The sequence below is a fragment of the Roseovarius amoyensis genome, assembly GCF_003260265.1.
Classification (GTDB): Bacteria; Pseudomonadota; Alphaproteobacteria; order Rhodobacterales; family Rhodobacteraceae; genus Roseovarius; species Roseovarius amoyensis.
Map to the genome: position 1 here is coordinate 22,898 of NZ_QITQ01000006.1, position 20,930 is coordinate 43,827.

The 20,930-nt window shown below is 61.4% G+C and carries 18 protein-coding genes and 2 tRNA genes; 15 read left to right on the forward strand and 5 right to left on the reverse strand.

What is annotated here, in order from left to right; translation table 11 throughout:
• Positions 1-68 precede the first annotated feature (68 nt).
• The 10 genes from DL899_RS07170 to DL899_RS07210 all read left to right on the forward strand — a co-directional run bounded on the left by DL899_RS07170 (position 69) and on the right by DL899_RS07210 (position 9,506).
• The gene (locus DL899_RS07170) at positions 69-857 is read left to right on the forward strand and encodes an enoyl-CoA hydratase/isomerase family protein (protein WP_111733340.1); all 789 of its coding nucleotides are present in this window, start codon (positions 69-71) and stop codon (positions 855-857) included.
• Entirely contained in the window at positions 858-1,631 is a 774-nt protein-coding gene (locus DL899_RS07175) for an ABC transporter ATP-binding protein (protein WP_111733342.1), read from the forward strand.
• A complete protein-coding gene (locus DL899_RS07180; RefSeq protein WP_111733344.1) occupies positions 1,628-3,580 on the forward strand; it encodes an AMP-dependent synthetase/ligase in 1,953 nt (650 codons plus the stop codon). The genes DL899_RS07175 and DL899_RS07180 overlap by 4 nt, the downstream gene beginning before the upstream one ends.
• A complete protein-coding gene (locus DL899_RS07185; RefSeq protein ID WP_111733346.1) occupies positions 3,573-4,457 on the forward strand; it encodes a branched-chain amino acid ABC transporter permease in 885 nt (294 codons plus the stop codon). Before DL899_RS07180 ends, DL899_RS07185 begins: the two co-directional genes overlap by 8 nt.
• 3 nt (positions 4,458-4,460) lie before the next feature.
• Complete coding sequence (locus tag DL899_RS07190) at positions 4,461-5,516, forward strand: branched-chain amino acid ABC transporter permease (protein ID WP_111733347.1); 1,056 nt, start codon at positions 4,461-4,463, stop codon at positions 5,514-5,516.
• 149 nt (positions 5,517-5,665) lie between these two features.
• Entirely contained in the window at positions 5,666-6,904 is a 1,239-nt protein-coding gene (locus DL899_RS07195) for an ABC transporter substrate-binding protein (protein ID WP_111733349.1), read from the forward strand.
• Positions 6,905-6,949: 45 nt separating this feature from the next.
• Positions 6,950-7,747: an ABC transporter ATP-binding protein gene (locus DL899_RS07200; RefSeq protein ID WP_239494634.1), complete on the forward strand. Its 798-nt coding sequence runs from the start codon at positions 6,950-6,952 to the stop codon at positions 7,745-7,747.
• Positions 7,748-7,909: 162 nt separating this feature from the next.
• Entirely contained in the window at positions 7,910-8,266 is a 357-nt protein-coding gene (locus DL899_RS07205) for a phenylacetate--CoA ligase family protein (protein WP_111733351.1), read from the forward strand.
• Positions 8,267-8,485, forward strand: a complete 219-nt coding sequence (locus DL899_RS19345; protein ID WP_162685522.1) for a hypothetical protein — start codon at positions 8,267-8,269, stop codon at positions 8,483-8,485. It begins immediately after the preceding gene.
• 109 nt (positions 8,486-8,594) lie between these two features.
• Positions 8,595-9,506: an MBL fold metallo-hydrolase gene (locus DL899_RS07210; RefSeq protein WP_239494635.1), complete on the forward strand. Its 912-nt coding sequence runs from the start codon at positions 8,595-8,597 to the stop codon at positions 9,504-9,506.
• Positions 9,507-9,549: 43 nt separating this feature from the next.
• Here DL899_RS07210 and DL899_RS07215 read toward each other — a convergent pair whose 3' ends face one another.
• The gene (locus DL899_RS07215) at positions 9,550-11,343 is read right to left on the reverse strand and encodes an acyclic terpene utilization AtuA family protein (RefSeq protein ID WP_111733354.1); all 1,794 of its coding nucleotides are present in this window, start codon (positions 11,341-11,343) and stop codon (positions 9,550-9,552) included.
• Positions 11,344-12,143: 800 nt separating this feature from the next.
• Positions 12,144-13,016 (reverse strand): hypothetical protein, encoded by an 873-nt coding sequence (locus DL899_RS07220; RefSeq protein ID WP_111733355.1) that lies wholly within the window; start codon positions 13,014-13,016, stop codon positions 12,144-12,146.
• A gap of 139 nt (positions 13,017-13,155) precedes the next feature.
• Here DL899_RS07220 and DL899_RS07225 point away from each other — a divergent pair.
• Positions 13,156-13,231: transfer RNA gene (locus DL899_RS07225), tRNA-Thr, on the forward strand.
• Positions 13,232-13,445: 214 nt separating this feature from the next.
• Complete coding sequence (locus DL899_RS19350; protein WP_162685523.1) at positions 13,446-13,823, forward strand: hypothetical protein; 378 nt, start codon at positions 13,446-13,448, stop codon at positions 13,821-13,823.
• A gap of 77 nt (positions 13,824-13,900) precedes the next feature.
• Here DL899_RS19350 and DL899_RS07230 read toward each other — a convergent pair.
• A tRNA-Arg gene (locus DL899_RS07230) sits at positions 13,901-13,977 on the reverse strand.
• Positions 13,978-14,018: 41 nt separating this feature from the next.
• Positions 14,019-14,801, reverse strand: a complete 783-nt coding sequence (truA, locus tag DL899_RS07235) for a tRNA pseudouridine(38-40) synthase TruA (RefSeq protein ID WP_111733357.1) — start codon at positions 14,799-14,801, stop codon at positions 14,019-14,021.
• Between the two features lie 108 nt (positions 14,802-14,909).
• Between truA and DL899_RS07240 the strand changes: the two genes are divergently transcribed.
• Positions 14,910-16,337 carry a YcjX family GTP-binding protein gene (locus tag DL899_RS07240; protein WP_111733359.1) on the forward strand — a complete coding sequence of 476 codons (1,428 nt, stop codon included), beginning with the start codon at positions 14,910-14,912 and terminating at the stop codon, positions 16,335-16,337.
• Complete coding sequence (locus tag DL899_RS07245) at positions 16,334-17,329, forward strand: YcjF family protein (protein ID WP_111733361.1); 996 nt, start codon at positions 16,334-16,336, stop codon at positions 17,327-17,329. Before DL899_RS07240 ends, DL899_RS07245 begins: the two co-directional genes overlap by 4 nt.
• 59 nt (positions 17,330-17,388) lie before the next feature.
• Here the strand turns inward: DL899_RS07245 and DL899_RS07250 are convergent, their stop codons facing one another.
• Positions 17,389-17,799, reverse strand: coding sequence for a group III truncated hemoglobin (locus DL899_RS07250; protein ID WP_111733362.1), 411 nt, complete (start codon positions 17,797-17,799; stop codon positions 17,389-17,391).
• A 218-nt stretch (positions 17,800-18,017) separates the two neighbouring features.
• Here DL899_RS07250 and ileS point away from each other — a divergent pair, with 218 nt between their 5' ends.
• Entirely contained in the window at positions 18,018-20,921 is a 2,904-nt protein-coding gene (gene ileS, locus DL899_RS07255) for an isoleucine--tRNA ligase (protein WP_111733364.1), read from the forward strand.
• Positions 20,922-20,930: the final 9 nt, after the last annotated feature.

Sequence of the window (20,930 nt, forward strand, 5' to 3'; positions counted from 1 at the left end):
AGCGTGTTGCGGGGGGATTGTAACCGCCCGCAACACTAAACCGATAAGGCTTTGGGAGGGGCTGAATCATGGGTTTTGAGGGGAATGCCGTTAGTTTGAGTTGGCCCGTGTCGGGTGTCGCTCTGGCCACTATGACCCGTGCGGCGGAAATGAACACCCTGCATCTGGACCTAATCGACGAGTTGGGCCGCGCCATTGACGAGGCGCTTGAGAACAAGGCCCGCGCGCTTATCCTGACCGGCAGTGGGCGCGCCTTTTGTTGCGGCGCTCATCTCAAGTACTTTGACAGGGATGAACTCGACCCCTTTGATATCCGAGACAACTACCTGAACCGGATTGCCCTGTTATTTGACCGAATAGAGGCCATCGGCGTCCCGGTCATCGCCGCCATCAACGGCTATGCCATGGGCGGCGGTTGCGAAATGGCGCTGGCCTGTGATTTCCGCATCATGGCGCACGGTGCCATCATGGCACTGCCCGAAGTCAAGCTGGGCGCCACACCGGGCGCGGGGGGCGTGCAAAAGCTGGCGAAATACTGTGGTCGCGGCAAGGCGACCGAGGTGATCCTGCTGGCGCAGGATATCGACTGTGATTATGCGCGCGAGCTTGGGCTCTTGTTCGCCTCTGTACCGCCAGACGGCCTGCTGGACACTGCGCTTGATCTGGCCGCGAAGTTGAAGAAATTCAGCCCGATGGCCATCGGCCAGTGCAAAGCCTCGATCCACATCGCCGAAGATTGCGACCTGCGCACCGCCCGCCGCTATGGGCTTGAGGCGCTCAGCAACCTGATTGGTTCCCCCGACTGGGACGAAGGGATGGCCGCCTTTCACAATAAACGCGTCCCGGAGTTCAGGTGAATGAGTAACATAGTTCTATCCGCAAAAAACCTGCGTCTGACCTTTGGAGCGATCACCGCCGTGGACGATATTTCGCTTCACGTGAAGAAAGGCCAGATCAGTGCCGTCATCGGCCCCAACGGCGCGGGTAAAAGCAGCCTGCTCAACTGTCTGTCGGGTTTCTACAAACCCTCGTCCGGCATGGTCGAGTTCGAGGGAGAGGATATCACCAACCTGGCGCCATTTCGGCGCGCCGAAAGGGGCATGGCCCGGACCTTTCAGGGCAACCAGACCTATCAGTCGATGACGGTACGCGAAAACATCCTTTCGGGCTTCCATAACCAGATGTCCAGCGGCTTGCTGGGTGGGTTGCTGTATTGGGGCCGGGTCCAGAAGGAAAATGCACATTTCATCAACCTGGCCGAGGAAATCATCGAGTTCCTGGAGCTTGAGCAGCTACGCAATACGATTGTCGGCGAGTTGGGGTATGGGCTGCGCAAGCGTATTGATCTGGGTCGCGCACTGGGGCTGAACCCGAAAATCCTGATCATGGATGAACCCATGGCCGGCATGAACACCGAGGAAAAGGGCGATCTGGCGCGCTTCATTTTAGATATCCGCGATGCGCGCAACATTCCGGTCATTCTGGTCGAACACGACATGGAAGTGGTGATGGACATATCCGACGAGGTTACGGTGATCGATTGGGGCAAGGTCATTTCCTCGGGGGCACCGGATGCGGTGCGCAATGACCCCAAGGTTATATCGGCCTATCTGGGCGGGGACGTGGCATGAAACAGATCACCGGCGTTCTGGGGACCGATCCGCGCACCATCGACGGACGTTCGATCCCGCAGCTTTTGCTGGACAGGGCCAAGTCCTTTCCAGACGACACGTTCCTGCAAAAGAAACATTTCGGGCTGTGGAAACCCCTCAGCTGGGCTGAATCCCTGAACATGGTCAGCCGCTATACCTATGGTCTGGCCGCGCTGGGGGTTGATCCGGGCGATTGCGTGGCGCTGATCAGCGAAAACATCATCGAAGCTTTTGTTGCCGAATATGCGATCCTGTGCCGAGGCGCGCTGTTCGCGGCGATGTATCCCGACATGATCGCCAGCGAGATGGAGCATATCCTCCGCGACAGTGGTGCCCGCGTGGTGTTTGCCGAAGATCAGGAACAGGTGGACAAGGCGCTGAGCCTGATCGACAAGGTCGAAACACTGGAATGGATTGTCTATTTCGATGATCGCGGCATGTGGGATTACGACCATCCCCAGGTTCTGAGCATCGATGAACTGGAAAGCCGGGGCGAGGGGGGGCACGCACAGAACCCCGAGCAGTTCGAGCAGGTCGCCAGCGGTATCGACGTTCATGACGTGGCGGTCATCAGCTATACCTCGGGCACGACCGGCCTGCCCAAGGGGGCGTTGCTGACCCACGAGTTCGTGCTCGACAGCGGCTATCGGCTGATGGACGCGTTCAAGGTCAAGCATGGCCATGAATACCTCTCGTATATCTCGCAGGCGTGGGCGGCCGAACAGATCTGCGGCATCGCTCTGGGCGTGCTGGCCCCGATGGTGATCAGTTTTGCCGAAAAGCCCGAAACCGTGCCCGATGATCTGCGCGAACTGGCACCTGAGTTTCTGTTGTTCACCCCGCGCCAGTGGGAAATGATGGCATCCGGCTTGCAGGCCAGCATGTTTGACGCGCACCCGCTGGTGCGGCGTTTGTACAACTGGGCGCTGGAAACCGGCAAACAACACCGTGATGCGCCGGGGCTGGGCAGCCGGGTGAAGATGGCTCTGGCCGAAGTGCTGGTGCTGGCCGGCGTGCGCGACAATCTGGGGCTGAAGCGGGCCAATGCGCCGCTAAGTGCCGGTTCGGGGCTGGCGGAAGAGCTCTTTACCTATTTCCACGCGATCGGCATCCCGCTGCGTAACCTCTATGGCGCGACCGAATCCGGCCTTGTTGCCGCCCATTGGAAGGGGAAATTCGACCCGCGCACCATGGGCCAGCTTTTGCCGGTCGATCCGACCATCGGTGCGCCTGTGGTCGCCGAGGTTTCGGATAGCGGCGAATTGCTGCTGAGCGGCGGCGCAAAGTTTTCGGGGTATCGCAACATCCCCGATGCCATCGCCGAGAGTTTCAACGAGGCTGGTCAGTTCCAGAGTGGCGATGCGATCCGGATAACCGAAGCAGGCGACATGATGTTTCTGGACCGGGTCAAAGACTTGCGCACGCTGGCCGACGGTCACGTCTACCCGCCCCAGTTCCTGGAAAACAACCTGCGCTCGTCGCCGTTCATCAAGGATGCGGTGATCATCGGTGACGAAAACTACGACCGGGTGACGGCGCTGATCAACATTGATTCCGAGATATGCGGGCGCTACGCCGAACGTCACGGCCTGGGGTTCGGCACCTTCGCCGAACTTAGCCAACTGCCTGCGGTGATCGGGCAGATCGCCGAGACCATCAGCGGCGTCAACCGGATGCTGGATGCCCCGTCGCGGGTGACTGGCTTTGCCTGTCTGCCCAAGGAACTGGACCCGGACGATGCTGAACTGACCCGTTCCCGCAAGCTGCGGCGCAACGTGATTTTCGACCGCTACGCCAAGGTAATCGACGCGCTTTATGGCGACGAAGACCGCTGTGACCTTGAGGTGGTGGTTAGTTACCAGGACGGTCGGGAATCTGTGGTGCGCTCAATGGTGACGATAAAACGGATGGAGAACCCTGATGGTTGAACTTATTCAAAGCCTCGCCTCGGGGGTTCTGCTGGGGCTGCTGTACGGCATCGTAGCGTTGTCGTTCGTGGTGATTTTCCGTGCCTCGCGGGTGGTCAACCTAGCCCAGGGCGAAGTTGTCATGATCGGCGCGTTCTTGGCCTGGATGGCGTCGTCTTCGTTCGGTTTGCCGCTGTATCTGGCGGTGCCGGCGGCTTTGGTGATGGCGGCATGCTTTGGGCTGATGATCGAACGGTTCGTATTCCGGCCCCTGACCGGCCAGCCGATTTTCTCGATCGTGATGGCCAGTATCGGCCTGATCATCCTGCTGCGCGGCGCGACAATGGTGATCTGGGGGCCAAGCACGCGGCCTTTCCCGCAGGTGTTCCCGCTGGGTGCGGTCGAGGTCGGGCCGATCCTGCTGAATACGACGCTGCTGATTGGTGGGGTGATTACCATTGCCTGCGCCGAGGGGCTGAACTGGTTCTTCATGCGCACAGATGCCGGGCTGAGGCTGGCGGCGGTGGCCGAGGATCATACCACAGCGTTGTCGATGGGCATTTCGGTCAGGAAATCGGCGATCATCGCCTGGGTTCTGGGAACGACGCTGGCGACTATGGCGGCGATCATCATGCTGTCGGGTAGTGTCTTGGGCGTGACGGCGGCGGAAATCGGCTTTCGCGCCTTGCCTGTGGCGTTGCTGGGCGGGCTGGAATCGGTGCGCGGCGCGGTCATCGCCGGGGTTATTGTCGGCATGGCAGAGGCGCTTGCCTCGACCTATCTTGATCCGCTGACCAACGGTGCGCTGTCGCAGATTTTCCCATTCATTCTGATCATCCTTGTCCTTCTGATCCGCCCGCAGGGGCTGTTCGGATGGAAGATCCTCGAAAGGATTTGAGAGATGCTGCCCTCTGGTGTGATTTTCAAAAAATACAGCGGCGAAGAGGCCTATCTGGTGACCAGGCCGCAAAAGCTGGTGTTTGCGCTGTTCATCGTCGCACTGTTTCTGTTCCCGATGGTCAGTTCCACCTATCTGCTGGGCACGGTGTCTTTCATGTTTATCACCATGATCGCGGTGCTGGGCCTGCAAATCACCGTCGGCATGGCCGGGCAGATCAATCTGGGCCAATCCGCCTTTGTCGGAGTCGGAGCCTATGTCACGGCCGCCATGGCGGTGAATTACGAACTGCCGTTTTACGTCGCGATCCCGATTGGCGGGCTGGCGGCGGGGCTGACCAGCATCCTGTTCGGTCTGCCGGCAGCAAGGATCAAGGGGTTCTATCTGGCGCTGACGACGGTGGCTGCACAGGTGATGTTCCCGCTGGCAATCTCGCGCCTGCCACGATCGTGGTTCGGCGGGCCGAACGGCATGTCGATGCCGTCAATGGAACTGTTCGGATACGAGATATGGGGGCAGCAGGGGATTTACCTGATCAATCTGTGTTTCCTGATCGTTTTTGCCACCCTGACCTTCAACCTGCAACGCAGCCGCACCGGGCGCGCTTTCATCGCGATCCGCGAAAATGATGTGGTGGCTCCGGTGATGGGCATCAATCTGGTCAAGTACAAGATACTGGCGTTCTTCGCTGGTGCGGTGTTCGCTGGCATATCGGGCGGTCTTTATGCCTATTACGTCACCTATGTCACGGCCGAACAATTCACGCTTTGGCTGTCGGTGATCTATCTGGGAATGCTGCTGATTGGTGGCATGACCAGCCCTCTGGGGGCAATCTTTGGCGTGATCATCATCACCCTGTTGCAGGAAACGACCCATGACATAGGCGGCTTTCTGTCGGACCGGATCAGCTTTCTCGATGAAAGCGTGATCTTTCCGGCGACCAACATCGTGTTGGGTGCGGTGATCATCGCGGTGCTGATCTTTGAACCGAATGGCATGGTGCGGCGTTGGCGGATCGCAAAGGCGGCATATCGGATCTGGCCCAAACCGCATGGCTAACGAGCGGAACTGAATGAAATTTGGCGCGCATCGCGGAACGCGTCGGATGGTCGGCCGACATTGCCGGAAAATCGACCAAAGAATAATCGCCGCGACATCGGATTTTCCGGTGCCCAAAAAGTGAAGTCTAACAAGAGGAAGGACAGAATATGTCGATCTTAAGAAGGATTGAAGCGCTTGGGCGAGGGGTCAGCGCGGCCGCTGTGTTCGGGCTCGCACTTGCAATTGCCCCCGGTGCGCAGGCACAAACCGATTATACATTCAGCGTTTCGGTCGATTTCACCGGTCCGTATGCGGACATCATGCCGAACTGGCATTCGGCCCACCGCGCCATGGTCGATTACTGGAACGATACCACCGGCAAAGACCTGGGTGTCAAGGTCAAAATGGCCGTCAACGACATGCGCTATGACGCATCGGTTGTTGCCAAGAATTGGCCGGGCATTCTGGCTAGCGAACACCCGATCATGCATGTCGGCATGGGCACGCCCGATTTGCTGAGCCTGATGAAACGTTTGCCGCGCGATCAGGTGCCGATGATCATGGGTACGGCCATGGTCGGTCTGGTCTGGAATCCGGACGGCTGGCATTTCTCGTTCCGTCCGACCTATAGCCACGAATTTGCCGCCCTCCTGGATCATCTGCAAAAGGAACTGGGCGAGGACCGCGCCTTGCGGATTGGCACCGTGTCCACACAGGGCCGCGCCGGGTATGAGGATCAGGTCAACGGCATTGTGCAACTGACCAAGATGTACCCCGACCGGTTCGAGATTGCCGGTCACGAGTGGGTGACCGACCACCCGGTTTCGGTCACCAACGAAATCCGCCGGATGCTTGAATCCAAGCCTGATGCGATTGTCATTGGCGCGACCACCACACAGGTGATCGCCACCGTGCGTGCGCTTGAGGAACTGAAAGCGACTGACGTCATGGTTGTGACTGCGTCGCAGAACGGCCTGGATGTTGTCGGCAGTTCTGTTGGTCTTGAGGCGCTCGAGGGCGATTACTCGGTGTTCTCCTTCGCCCCGTCGATGGAGCCGGGTCTGAAGGCGCTTGAGGTTTACAACAAGTACCACACCGGTGCCGGCAAATGGGATCTGGGGGCCGCGCAATCGGCTGCGCAGATGCTTGTGGCGTTGCGTGCGCTCGAAGGTGCCGTTGCTGCCGTCGGGGCCGAGAACGTGACCGGCAAGGCGATGTACGACAGCCTGATGGCGACCGAATTCACCTCGGAGATGATGCTTGGCCTTACGTCCAATCTGGACTTCGACAACACCGCTCCGTTCCCGGTGGGCACGATCACCGCAAAGGCGATTACAGTCAAGGATGGCGAGATCGTGCCGGTTTCCCAAGACTGGCTGACCGCGCCGGAGCTTGAAAAGTGGTGAACCGGCAAGCCCTGAAAACCTGATACCAAAGGGAGGATCCTGAACGTGCTGCTTGAACTCAAAAACGTCGAAGTCGTCTATAGCGGCGTCGTTCAGGTTCTCAGAAGTGTGAATGTCGACGTGCCGCAAGGCAGTGTCGTGGCAATTCTGGGGGCCAACGGGGCCGGAAAAACCACCATGCTCAAGGCAATCTCGAGCTTGCTCGAGGTTGAACATGGTGAAGTGACCGGCGGCGAAATCCTATTTCAGGGCACCAATATCGCCAATTCCGACCCTGCCGACATCGTTCAGCGGGGGATCGTTCAGGTGCTTGAGGGCCGCAAGGTTCTTGAGCATCTGACTGTCGAACAGAACCTGCGCCTCGGGGCACATTTTCGCAAGGACAGGGATGTGGTGGCCGAGGATATGGAGCGCATATTCACTTATTTCCCCGCTCTGCGTGGCCTCTTGAAACGCACATCGGGTTATCTGTCGGGCGGCGAGATGCAGATGCTGCTGGTCGGGCGCGCCCTTCTGGCGAAGCCGAAAATACTGCTGCTGGACGAGCCGACAATGGGCCTGGCCCCTCTGATCGTTCAAGAAATCGTATCCTGCCTGAAACAGATCCACGAGGCAGAAAATATAAGTATGATCATTGTTGAGCAGAACGCGAACGCGGCATTGGCGGTTGCTGACTATGCTTACGTTCTGGAAAACGGGCGTATCGTCATGCACGGGCCGAAAGAGGAACTGCAGAAAAATCAGGATATTCAGGAGTTCTATCTGGGGCTGTCGATGGATCAGGACCGCAGGAGCTTTCGCGACATCAAGCATTATAAACGCCGCAAACGTTGGATCGGCTAGGTCGGCATCTTGATCCTGTTGCCTCGGACCTGCTTGAGGTTCTGGACTTTGGACTGTATGCGGGTGCATATGCCGCCGGCCATGGAAATATTGCTTACTAGGAATTATGCCTGAGCGCCCAATCCGGCGGCTCAGGGTATTTTTCATTCAGGACAACCGAAAATGGGATCGACGACCGATATCTACACGCATCTTCAATCGGCCCATATCAAGGCTGCAAAGGCGGCCCCGGCTTTGCAACAACGATTTGAGGTGGCGGGCGTTGACCCGGCAAGGATCGCATCGGTTAATGATCTGTCATGCCTTCCGGTTCTTAAAAAGGAAGAGTTGCCAGACCTGCAAAGGCAGGATCCGCCTTTTGGTGGCTATCTGGCCGCCAGGTACAAGGATCTGACGCGGATTTATGTCTCGCCGGGGCCGATATTTGAACCCACCCTGCGCAGTGGGCCGGGGCACGGGATGGATTCTTTGTTTCGGGCTGCAGGTGTTGGCGCGAACGATGTTGTGTTGAACACCTAGATGTATCATCTGGTCCCCGCCGGGCTGTGGTTTGACGAAGCGGCCGCTCTGGAGACGTTTCAGCGCGTCGCGCGTATCCGACTGGGCCGGTTCGACATTGTTGGCTCGGATGTATTAAGAGAAAGTGCCGCCCTTTTTAGTGTATTAATAAGACAACTGAACCGCATCCAGTATTGGCTTGCAGGAGACATAAATGCCCAGTTCGCAAATTCACTCTGAAATCAACTTTCCTTTTGACGCACCGCCCGAGGCCGGCGAATGGACGGAGGTTGCCGATGGAGTCCTGTGGATCCGGATGCCGATGCCGTTTGTCCTGGACCATATCAACGTGTTCGCCATTGCCGACGGCGATGGCTGGGCGATCATCGATACCGGGCTTGAGACTAAACTGACTGTGAAGCTTTGGCGTAATCTGTTGGAGGGCGCGTTGCGGGGCAAACCGATCACACGGGTGATTGCCACGCATATGCACCCCGATCACATTGGCATGGTCGGCTGGCTGACACGACGGTTCGATTGTCGGTTGTGGATGACACGGCTGGATTATCTGAACTGCCGGATGCTGGTGGCCGACACCCTGCGTGAAGCCCCCGAGGACGGTATCCGGTTTTATCGCGCTGCCGGCTGGGACGAAGATGAGATTGACGATTATCGTACCCAGTTTGGCAGTTACGGCAAGTTCATCCACCCCTTGCCCGACAGTTTCAAACGCATCCGCGAAGGCGACAGTTTCGCCATTGGTGATCACATGTGGACGGTGGTTGTCGGCTCTGGTCATTCACCGGAACATGCCTGTTTTTACTGCCCGGACCTGAAGCTGTTCCTGTCCGGCGATCAGGTTATTCCCGGCATTTCGTCAAATATCTCGGTCTATCCGACCGAGCCGGACGCCAATCCTATGCATGACTGGCTGACCTCGCTGGCGCATGTGCGCGACACGGTGCCGGACGATGTCTTGGTGTTGCCATCGCATAAGACCGCCTTTACCGGTCTTCATGCCCGCGTCAACGATCTGCTGGAAGAGCACTACACGGATTTTGGCAAGCTGAAGCAAGCCCTGAGCACACCAAAGCGCGCGGTCGATGTATTTGAAAGCCTGTTCAAGCGGCAGATTCTGGGTACCGATCTGTTGAACATGGCGACGGGCGAATGTGTGGCCAACCTGAATTATCTCGAAAGTCTTGGCCAGATCAAACGCCAGCGCGACAATAACGGCGTGGATTGGTATCAGAAGGTCTGAGGCGGCTGCGCCTCAAGCCCCTGTGGGTTTTCTGCGCATGTGTTCAACGGGACCCGACGGGCAGGTCATCCTCCTGCGCTAGCCGTGCCGGCACCGGGATTGGGAGGTCCATCAGGATCTGCGCATAGGCCTTGCCCTGCGGGTCAATCCGCAGGCTGGCCATGCCGCCTCCGCCCAGCGTCTCATGCAGCACATAATTCAGCGCATGCAGTCCCGGCAGTTCAAAGCAATCGACGCGCCCCTGACAGAAATGTGCAAAGTATTCGGCCACGGCACTGGCCGGCAGGCCAGCGCGAATAAATGGCAGATAGGCCGGTTTGCGGGCAATCAGGCCGATATTGGCCAGATCGCCCTTGTCGCCGCTGCGCCCCCAGGCCAGCGCGACCAACGGGACATCGACCATTGGCTCGTCGTCCAGAGGGGTCGGTTTTGATATGGTATCCGGTGCGGGGCCGGGGCTGGCCGTGCCGGGGGCCACGGCGCAGCTCACCGGTTCGCCATCCAGATGGACAAGCGGCAAGATGCCCGCCTTGGGAGCCAGAAACGAAAACAGCCGCACCACCGGTTGCGGGCGTGGCCGGCCGGCAAAGAACCCGGTCAGTCCCTGCGGCCCGCCGGTGCCCATGGGCGCGATTTCGCTGGCGAAAACCTCTACCGCCGAGCGTTGTTTGTGGCGCACGCCGATCTTCAGCACAACCTCGCGGGGGGGGCGTGCGGCACGGGTGCCATAATTGACCTCTGCACCCAGAACTTCTATCGAGACCTCGTCGAAACCCGGCATGTTCCTGTCGCCCAGGATACGTTCGCACCGGCGGATGATCGATTCACCCAGCAGTTGCGCGCGCTCAGCGGAATCGGGACCGATCAGCGTTGGCATCGACATAGCGCGATAGCCGTCCTGATAGGTGGCGCTGATTTTGTACTGGTCGGTGCAGGGCCGTCCGCGGGTGCCTGTCACGGCAATCCGGTCTGGCCCGTCCTCGGCCAGTTTCACCTGGGTAAAGTCACAGATCACGTCGGGCAGGATATAGTTGGCCGGATCGCCGATTTCGTAGAGCAGCTGCTCGGCCACCGTGCCAAAGGTGACGAGTCCGCCGGTGTGTTCAGGTTTGGTGATGGTGAAACGGCCATCCGCGTGGCATTCGGCCAGGGGAAAGCCCATGTCGTCCCAGCCGCCAACATCGCGCCAGTCGGTATGGATGCCGCCGGCAACTTGCGCGCCGCATTCCAGCAGATGTCCGACCAGTGATCCGGTTGCCAGCATATCCCAGTCGTCGTCCTGCCAGCCGAATTCATGCATCAATGGCCCCAGTGCCAGGGCGCTGTCGGTACAGCGTCCGGTGATGACAATATCGGCCCCCGCATCCAGTGCACGGGCAATCGGGCGGGCACCGAAATAGGCGTTTGCGCTGGTGAACACCTTTGGCGCGGGGGTGCCGCTGAACATCTCTTTCAACCCAGGGGCCTGCAATAGATCAGCGCGCGACGACACGTCGTCGCCGGTGACGGTGGCAATGGATATGTCCACACCCGCCTTTCGAGCGACCTCGGCCAGCGCCTTACGGCAGGCCTGTGGGTTGACGCCGCCAGCGTTGGTGACAACCCGGATGCCGCGCTGTTTGATTTCCGACAGAAAAGGGGCGATGGCGGCAATGGCATCGGGCGCATAGCCCATGTCGGGGGATTTGGCGCGCGCGCGCACCAACAGGGACATCGTCACCTCGGCCAGGTAGTCGGAAATCAGATAGTCCAGCCCATCGACCTTCATCAACTGGCTGGCCGCGTATTGTGAATCACCCCAGAATCCGGCCCAACAGCCGATTTTCACTGATCGCATATCGTTTGCCTTTCACCTGCCTGTCGGTTGTTCAATAACCAACTTAAGTCATCGTACAACTCTATTGCATCCGGGCCGGGGCCTAAAGAAAAATGAGTTACATTCAATAACTTTTCCCGGCTTCGCCTTTGGTCCCCTTCAATGGGTTTCGCGTCGGGTGAAGTAGTCCCATAATTTCGGACAGGGAGCTAAAGCGTAGCCTGAACCTATTGAAGGGATACGGGATGGCGAAACGTCGAAAGTTTACACACCAGTTCAAGGCGAATGTTCCGCTTTTCGTTCGCAGATCTTGAGTAAATCGCGAAAAAACCGTTGGGATGCTGTAAGCGGAGGAGCAATACCCGGTCACGGGCGACATGTCATGGGCAGTCTTGCCCTTGCGGACAATTCCCTTGATGTCGGCGAGTTCGATATCAATTAAAACCGTCATGCACGTTAATCAAAACCTCAACTCCAACTGTGACTGCATAATTCAGTCCGTCAATAATCTCGGCCAAGGTAGAGGTATAATTAGGCGAAAACCTCGAAAGAGACGTTCACCGCAAAACTGCCGAATAACCGCTTTGGGCCGACTTCGACTGCGGCGAGGTTCCCGCACAAGGGGCCGGGGACCACTCTTTCGCTGCGCCAATACCAAGGGCCATCCAGCAGGCAGAGCCTATGAGATCAATCACTGCACGAAATTAGCGGCATGAAACCTAACCCGGATACACCTTTGATCAGCGACTGAGCTGTCCGGAAAACCGGGACAACTTCTAGGACGGGCGCCGCGTACGCCCGGCGCGCCGCGTGATCAGGGCTCAGGGTGCGATCAGGTTCACGCCCGCGATCCGTTGAATCGTAAAGACATCCTCGTCGTAGATGTCGGTCAACTGGTTGATCATGTCCACCGTCCAGCCGTCGAGATCGTATTCCTCCTCGACAGCATCCTCGCGCGCGAACTTGTCCAGAAAGGCCGATATGACGCGGCGTTTCTGCACCTCGGTCATTCCGGGATGGCTGGAAAGATAGGCGCGGAAACGCTTCATCCCCGCTTCGGTCATGATCTCTTGCAGCAGCGTGAATTCGCCCTTGAACGGCACAGCCGGGTCCAGCCCGGCCATCTCGCGCACCACCTCGGCCCAGATCAGCGGCGTATCTTCGTTGCACCACGCGGTGATCGCTATGTCGGGCACCTGCAGGCGGACGCGCTCGAAAAATTCCGACCAGCGAAAGCTGAGCGGGTCGTAGCCGCGAAAGATATCCTCGATCGAGTTGAAGTTGGTCTTTTCCAACAGCGCCGGCATGAAGGTTGCCGGATCGCGGATGGCAAAGAACAGCTCGATCTGGTCGCCCGCGAATATCTGGCGCAGCGTCTCCAGCCGGGCACAGGCGGCGGGGTAGAACATGCGTTTCACCGCCATCTTGTGGGTGCCGAAAAAGCTGTCGTTGGACAGTACGAGCCGCGTGGTGCCGGTGACCGGTGCAATGGCCTGTAATATGGCCTCTCGCATGTCGGGGGATGCGCCGGCCCGCGTGGCGGTGTTCAGTATGTCACGCAACAGGATGCGGTAGCTGTCCGGCCTGGGAACGAAGGTGCCCTGCTGCGCAAGCATGTCCGCGTTTTCCAACAGGGATCCGATCAGCCTGTCCTCGTCGGTGACGTGGGCGCCGGCGTGAATGACAATCTGCATGGCTGGACCTGTGCTGGTTACTGTCGGACGTTCACTATAACGGTCTCTGTCTGTTGTTAAACAGAATTGCCCGACCTGCGACAAGCTGTGAATTTCCACCTTGCCGGGTGGGGGACAACTGGCGTATTGAGCGCCCCGTGCCCCTATAGCTCAGCTGGTAGAGCAACTGATTTGTAATCAGTAGGTCCGCGGTTCGAGTCCGTGTGGGGGCACCACATTTCCACAATAAAAACAACTACCTGCGGACTTTTCTGTGCTTGGCTCAGCGACTTGGCTTCGGTCAAGTACAGCGTAAATACAGTATTTGTTGTTTGGTCTGCCTAAGATGTCTCCACGCGGGATACCCGCAATTATGCCAAGCGGCCAGAACGGCGTCGAGCACCTGCCGATTTGTCCACCAGAGCAGTATCTTGTCTCGCGGTGCGACCGGTGGAGCTTATTGCCAGACGCGGACGCGGCCTTGTGCCAGCTCATAATCAGTTCATGCAGGCGGTTGCGGCTACCGTGTCTGAGACGGCAGAACCCGGTCAGTCCGGTGATCCGTTCGATGCGCAAGGAATGGCTCCCTTATACCGCAAGCGGCTGGACCCAAGCCTGGGCGCGGTTGCGAAAGGGTGCGGGCCTGCCAGAGAATATCTGGATGATGGATGGAAGGGCCGTGCCGTGACTGAGGTCAACAGTCTTGGGGTCGATCCTTACGCGCTCAGGGATGCCGCCCAGCACGCCGGCACGGCGACGACAAACCGTTATTTGAGAAATCGCAGTGCCGGAGCGACCCAGATTGTCCAGGTGCGTCACAAGAAATAACTGGATCAAGAAGTGAACATACGTGATCCAGCACTATCCGACATCCGAAGGGCGTCGCGTTCAAGTCTTTGAAAAACTGGCGATCCCGGGAGGACTCGAACCCCCAACCTGCTGATTAGAAGTCAGCTGCTCTATCCAGTTGAGCTACGGGACCGCTGGCGCACGTTTACCCGCGAGATTTGGCGAGATCAAAGGCTAATGCGCGCCTGTCCCGGCAAACGGGTCCTGCGGATAGCGCACCGCGGCAAGGTAGAGCCCCTGCGGCGGGCAGACGGGCCCGCAGGCGGCGCGGTCGCGGGCCGCCAGTGACTTTGCCACGTCGCCGGGGGCCCATGCGCCGGCGCCCACCCGTTCCAGCGTGCCCACGATCGAACGCACCTGGTTGTGCAGGAACGAGCGCGCGCGCAAGCGAAACCACAGCTCGGGCCCGGCCAGCCCCTTGACCTCTTCGATGGTGATCTCGTCAAGCGTCTTTACCGGGCTTTTCGCCTGGCAGATGCTGGAACGGAAGGTGGTGAAGTCGTGATGCCCGACCAGGTGCGCCGCGCCCTCGCGCATCAATGCGACATCCAGCACGCGGGGCACCTGCCACACCCGGCCACGGTCGTGAACCGTCGGCGCGCGGCGCATCAGCAGGCGAAAGAGATAACGCCGCTCGATGGCGGAAAACCTTGCGTGCCAGTCGTCGGCCACGCGGGCGCAGGCGACGATCGCCACCGGCTGCGGCTTGACGTGGTGATTGAGCGCCTCCGACAGGCGGAACGGATCCCAGTCCTTTTGCAGATCGCACTGCGCCACCTGTCCCAGCGCATGCACCCCGGTGTCGGTGCGCCCGGCCGCGGCGATGGTGTGGGGGCCGGGTTCCAGCCGGCCAAGCGCGGCCTCTATCGCGCCCTGCACGCTGGGCCGGTCGGCCTGGCGCTGCCAGCCGGAAAACGGCGCACCGTCGTATTCTATCCTGAGCGCATAGCGGGGCATGGTGCGGCTGATAGCGTGGCACCGGGTGTCGGGCAATCCCCATCGCCACTGGCAACCGGGGCAGGGGGTGTCTATCTTGGCTGACAGGCGGCAGGGAAAGGCGACGGTTTGATCATCTCCACCATCGCGGACAGTGTTACGCGCGGCGCCGAGGATGTGGCCGGCCGCGTATCCGAGGCGCTGTTCGAGCCGGCTATCCGGCTGGGCGTCACCGGGTTGTCGCGCGCGGGCAAGACCGTGTTCATCACTTCGCTGGTGGCGAACCTGCTGGACCGGGGCCGTATGCCCGGGCTTGCCGCCGCCGCGGAGGGGCGCATCGTCGCGGCGTTCCTGCAGCCCCAGCCCGACGACACGGTGCCGCGCTTCGATTATGAAACCCATCTTGGCGCGCTGACCGGCCCCGATCCGCACTGGCCCGAAAGCACCCGCGCGGTGTCGGAATTGCGGCTGTCGCTCAGGGTGCGGCCCGCCGGGCTGTTGGCCGGGCTGACGGGGGTGCGCACGATCCATCTCGATATTGTCGACTATCCCGGCGAATGGCTGCTCGACCTTGGTTTGCTGGACAAGGACTATGCCACCTGGTCGGCCGAGACGCTGGACTCCCTGACGGATGTGCCCGAGGCAGGGGCGTTCCGACAGGCGACGCAGGCCACTGATGCGGCAGCGCGGCTGGAGGAGCCGCAGGCGCAGGCGCTGGCGACGGATTTTACCGCCTATCTGGGTGCGGCGCGGGCGGCCGGGTATGCGGGCGGCACGCCGGGGCGGTTCCTGCTGCCGGGCGATCTGGCTGGATCGCCCGTCCTGACCTTTGCGCCGCTGCCCAACCCCGGAAATGCGCCGCGCCGGTCGCTCTGGCGAGAGATGGAGCGGCGGTTCGAGGCTTACAAGGCGCGGGTGGTCAAGCCATTCTTTCGCGATCACTTCGCCCGGATCGACCGGCAGGTGGTGCTGGTCGATGTGCTGGACGCGATCCATCGCGGCCCCGCCGCGTTGGAGGAAACGCGCCGCGCCATGGCCGAAATCCTGGGCGCCTTTCGCCCGGGGCGGAACGCGTTTCTTACCCGTCTGCTGGGCGGGCGGCGGGTTGAACGCATCCTCTTTGCCGCGACCAAGGCCGACCATCTGCACCACACCCAGCACATGCGCCTGACGGCGATCATGGCGGCGCTGATGCGCGAGGCACGCGACCGGGCCGATTTCGCCGGGGCTGAAACAGGCGCGATGGCGATTGCCGCGCTGCGCGCCACCACCGAAGAGACGCGCAGCCACCAGGGCCGGCAGGTCGACTGCGTGCGCGGCACCTTGTTGGGTGATGGCGGCGGACGTGGTCGGCTGGCGGCGTTTTACCCCGGCGACCTGCCCGAAGACCCGGCACTGTTGCTGCAACCGGCGCGCGAGGGGGCGAAGGCATGGCTTGATGCCGATTTCGGTGCGATGCGGTTTGCGCCCGCGCCATTGGTACTGAAACCGGGCGAGGGGCCGCCGCATATACGGCTCGACCGTGCGGCGCAATTCCTGTTCGGAGACCGGCTATGACCAAGGGACCGATCCTGATCGACCTTGACGAGGGCGACACCGCGCCGGGCCCGGATACCGCCCCGCCGGTGCCCGAACCCGAAACCCCCGCGCCGCCCGAGGGCCGGGCGATGCAGACGCTTGCGGTGCTGGCGTCGCGGCGGCCGTCACGGCTGGCGCGGTGGTTCTGGGGGCTGGTGCTGGCGCTGCTGGGGGCGGTGCTGTCGGTGGCCGCGTGGGATTTCGCGGCGGGCCTGATCGCGCGGGCGCCGGTGCTGGGCTATGCCGTCACCGCGCTGATGGCGGCGGTGCTGACCCTGCTGGCCGTCATCGCGCTCAGGGAATTGGCGGCGTTTGCCCGGCTGGGCCGCATCGACGGGTTGCAACGACAGGCCGAGGCCGCGCTGACGGGCGATGACCTGGCGGGCGCGAGGCAGGTGGTGGACGGGCTGGAACGGCTTTACCGCGGGCGAGAGGACACGCGCTGGGCGCGCGAGCGGCTGGCAGAGGCGCGGGCGGACCAGTTTGACGCCGCCGGCCTGCTGGGCGTGGCTGAGGCCGAGCTGCTGGGCCCGCTCGACAGTGCGGCGGCGCGCGAGGTCGAGGCGGCGGCGCGGCAGGTGGCCATGGTGACCGCGCTGGTGCCGCTGGCGCTGGCCGATGTGATCGCCGCGCTGACCGCCAACCTGCGGATGATCCGGCGCATCGCCGAAATCTATGGCGGGCGCGCAGGTGTGCTGGGTGGCTGGCGGCTGACGCGGGCGGTGATGACGCACCTGGTGGCCACCGGCGCGGTGGCGGTGGGCGATGACATGCTGGGCTCGGTCGCCGGTGGCGGGGTGTTGTCAAAGCTCTCGCGCCGGTTCGGCGAGGGGCTGGTGAACGGCGCCCTGACCGCGCGGGTCGGCGTGGCGGCGATCGAGGTCTGCCGCCCGCTGCCCTTTGCCCGCCTGAGCCGCCCGTCAGTGAGCGGGCTGGTGCGGCGCGCGCTGACCGGGCTGTTCGGCCGGTAGGTTGGCGGGTGCCCCGGGGTATTTTTGACCAAGAAGAAGCAGGTCGTCCGCAACGGGCCTCAGCGCAGCTTGGGAACGCCGCCGGGGTGGGTGTCGCGCTCGACCACGGCGGCGCGCATCGACCGGCCGATGCGATGCGCCAGTGCCGACCACGCCGCCGCCTGGTCGGGGCGCAGTTCCACCTGCAGCACCGTGTCGAACAGCGCCAGCCAGGTCGAGAACATCCCCGGGCTGACATTGCCGGCGCGCAGATGCGCCTCGACCGGGGTGCCCTGGTAGCCGCGTTCGTGCAGGATGGTGTTGGCCCAGAAATCGGCGACTCTGGCCTCGTGCGCGGGCCAGTCGGTGACATGCACGGCAAAAATCGGGCCAAGCCCCGGATGATCGCGCACCGCGGCATAAAAACGGGCGACGACCCTTTCGATCTCGGGGCGCGAGACGTCGAAACGCGGGGGCAGGGCGGTTGTCATGGTGGGTATGTGGCGCGCGGCGGGGGCAGGCGCAAGGGGCTCTGGACGCGGCAGGGGTGCCGTCCTATAAGCGCCCCCGTGATGACTGGCCTTGCGATCATCGTTCGAATTACATGCCCGGCGCTCTGACCATCAGGAGCGACCGGGATTTCAGGCGCATGGGAAACCCCGCCGCCTGTTTCGATACCAGACAATACAGCTGACGAAGGACGCATCATATGTGCGCCGAGACCCCCGATTACAAAGACACGATCAACCTGCCGCAAACCGGCTTTCCGATGCGGGCCGGGTTGCCCAAGCGCGAACCCGAATGGCTGCAACGCTGGGAACGCCTGCGTATCTATGACCGCCTGCGCGACAAGGCCGACGGGCGCCCGCCCTTCACCCTGCATGACGGCCCGCCTTACGCCAACGGGCATCTGCATATCGGTCACGCGCTCAACAAGATCCTCAAGGACATGGTGGTGCGCAGCCAGCAGATGATGGGGCGGGACGCGCGCTATATCCCGGGCTGGGACTGTCACGGCCTGCCCATCGAATGGAAGATTGAGGAACAGTACCGCGCCAAGGGCAAGAACAAGGACGAGGTCGATATCGTCGATTTCCGCCAGGAATGCCGCCACTTTGCCGATGGCTGGGTCGATATCCAGCGCGAGGAATTCAAGCGCCTCGGTGTCACCGGCAACTGGGGCAAACCGTACCTCACGATGGATTTCCACGCCGAGGCGGTGATCGCGGCCGAGTTCCAGAAGTTCCTGATGAACGGCACGCTCTATCAGGGGTCCAAGCCGGTGATGTGGTCGCCGATTGAAAAGACCGCGCTGGCCGAGGCCGAGGTCGAGTACCACGACAAGGAGAGCTTTACCGTCTGGGTGAAGTTCAAGGTGCTGAATGACGGTGATCTGCATAACGCCCATGTCGTCATCTGGACCACCACGCCCTGGACTCTCCCGTCCAACAAGGCGGTCGTCTATGGCGCGGACATCGCCTATGGCCTTTACGAGGTCACGGGCACGCCCGATGAATGCTGGGCCAATGTCGGCGACAAGTTCATCCTGGCGGACAAGCTGGCCGAGGACGTGATGGCCAAGGCCCGGCTGGAGCCGGGGATGTGGCAGCGCGTGCGCGACGTCAGTGCCGAAGAATTGTCGAGTCTGTCGCTTTCCCATCCCCTCGCCGGGGCCGAAGGCTCCAAAGGCGAATGGGATGATCCGCGCGATTTCCGCACTGCCGACTTCGTCACCGACGAAGAGGGCACCGGTTTTGTCCATTGCGCACCCTCGCACGGGATGGAGGAATACGAGCTTTACCGCGACCTCGGGATGCTCGACCAGGTGATCACCTACAACGTGCTCGATGACGGGTCGTTCCGCCCCGATCTGCCCTTCTTTGGGGGCAAGTACATCCTCAGCCGCAAGGGGAAAGAGGGCGACGCCAACAAGGCCGTCATCGACAAGCTGATCGAGGTCGGCGGCCTGCTGGCGCGCGGCAAGATCAAGCACTCCTACCCGCACTCGTGGCGATCCAAGGCGCCGGTCATCTATCGCAACACACCGCAATGGTTCGCCGCCATCGACGTGCCCTGCGGCGGCAACGATACCTATGGCAAGACGATCCGCGAACGCGCCCTGCGTTCGATCGACGAGTTGGTGAAGTTCACCCCGCAATCGGGCCGCAACCGCCTGCATTCAATGATGGAAGCGCGCCCCGACTGGGTGCTGTCGCGTCAACGTGCCTGGGGTGTGCCGCTTACCTGTTTCACTAAAAAGGGTGCGCTGCCGACCGATCCGGACTTCCTGCTGCGCGATGACAAGGTGAATGCCCGCATTGTCGAGACGTTCGAGTCCGAAGGCGCCGATGCATGGTACAAGGAGGGCGCGAAAGAACGCTTTCTGGGCACCGATTACGATCCCGATGAATGGGAACAGGTGTTCGACATCCTCGACGTGTGGTTCGACAGCGGCTCGACCCATGCCTTTGTGCTGCGCGACCGCGAGGACGGCAGCGAAGACGGGCTGGCTGACCTCTATCTCGAAGGGACCGACCAGCATCGCGGCTGGTTCCATTCCTCGATGCTGCAGGCCTGCGGCACCATCGGCCGGGCCCCCTATCGCGGCGTGCTGACGCATGGTTTCACGCTCGACGAAAAGGGCATCAAGATGTCCAAGTCGCTGGGCAACACCGTTGCCCCCGACGAGGTGGTCAAGCAATACGGCGCCGACATCCTGCGCCTGTGGGTGGCGCAGTCGGACTATACCGCCGATCTGCGCATCGGGCCGGAAATCCTGAAAGGGGTCGCCGACGGATATCGGCGGCTGCGCAATACCATGCGGTTCCTGCTGGGGGCGCTGTCCCATTTCCGCGAAGAGGACCGCGTCGATCCCGCCGACATGCCCGAGCTGGAGGCCTGGGTGCTGCACCGGATGGCAGAGCTGGATCACAAGGTGCGTACGGGCTATGCCGCCCATGATTTCCAGGGTGTTTTCCAGGCGCTGTTCAATTTCTGCACGGTCGAGCTGTCGGCGTTCTATTTCGACATCCGCAAGGACGTTTTGTATTGCGACGGCGACACGCCCCGCCGCCGGGCCGCGCGCACGGTGATGGACCTGCTGTTCCACCGGCTGACGACCTGGCTGGCGCCGGTGCTGGTCTTCACGATGGAAGAGGTCTGGCTGGAACTTTTCCCCGGCGAGGACAGCAGCGTGCACCTGGTCGACATCCCCGAAACGCCGGCCGACTGGCTGAACGAACCGCTGGCGGCGAAATGGGCCGAGCTGCGCCGCGCCCGCCGGGTGGTGACTGCCGCGCTGGAGGTGCAGCGCACCGACAAGGTGATCGGCGCCAGCCTCGAGGCTGCACCGGTGGTGCATGTGCGCGACCCCGACCTGCTGGAAACGCTGAAATCGGTTGATTTCGCCGATATCTGCATCACCTCGGATATCCGGCTGACGGGTGACCCGAGCCCCGCAGAGGCGTTCCGCCTGCCTGAAACCGACGGCGTGACCGTCGTGTTCGAGCGCGCCGAAGGCGAGAAATGCCAGCGCTGCTGGAAAATCCTGCCGGATGTCGGCACCCATTCGCATCCGGGCACCTGCGCGCGCTGCGATGCAGCATTGGGCTAGTGCCCCGAA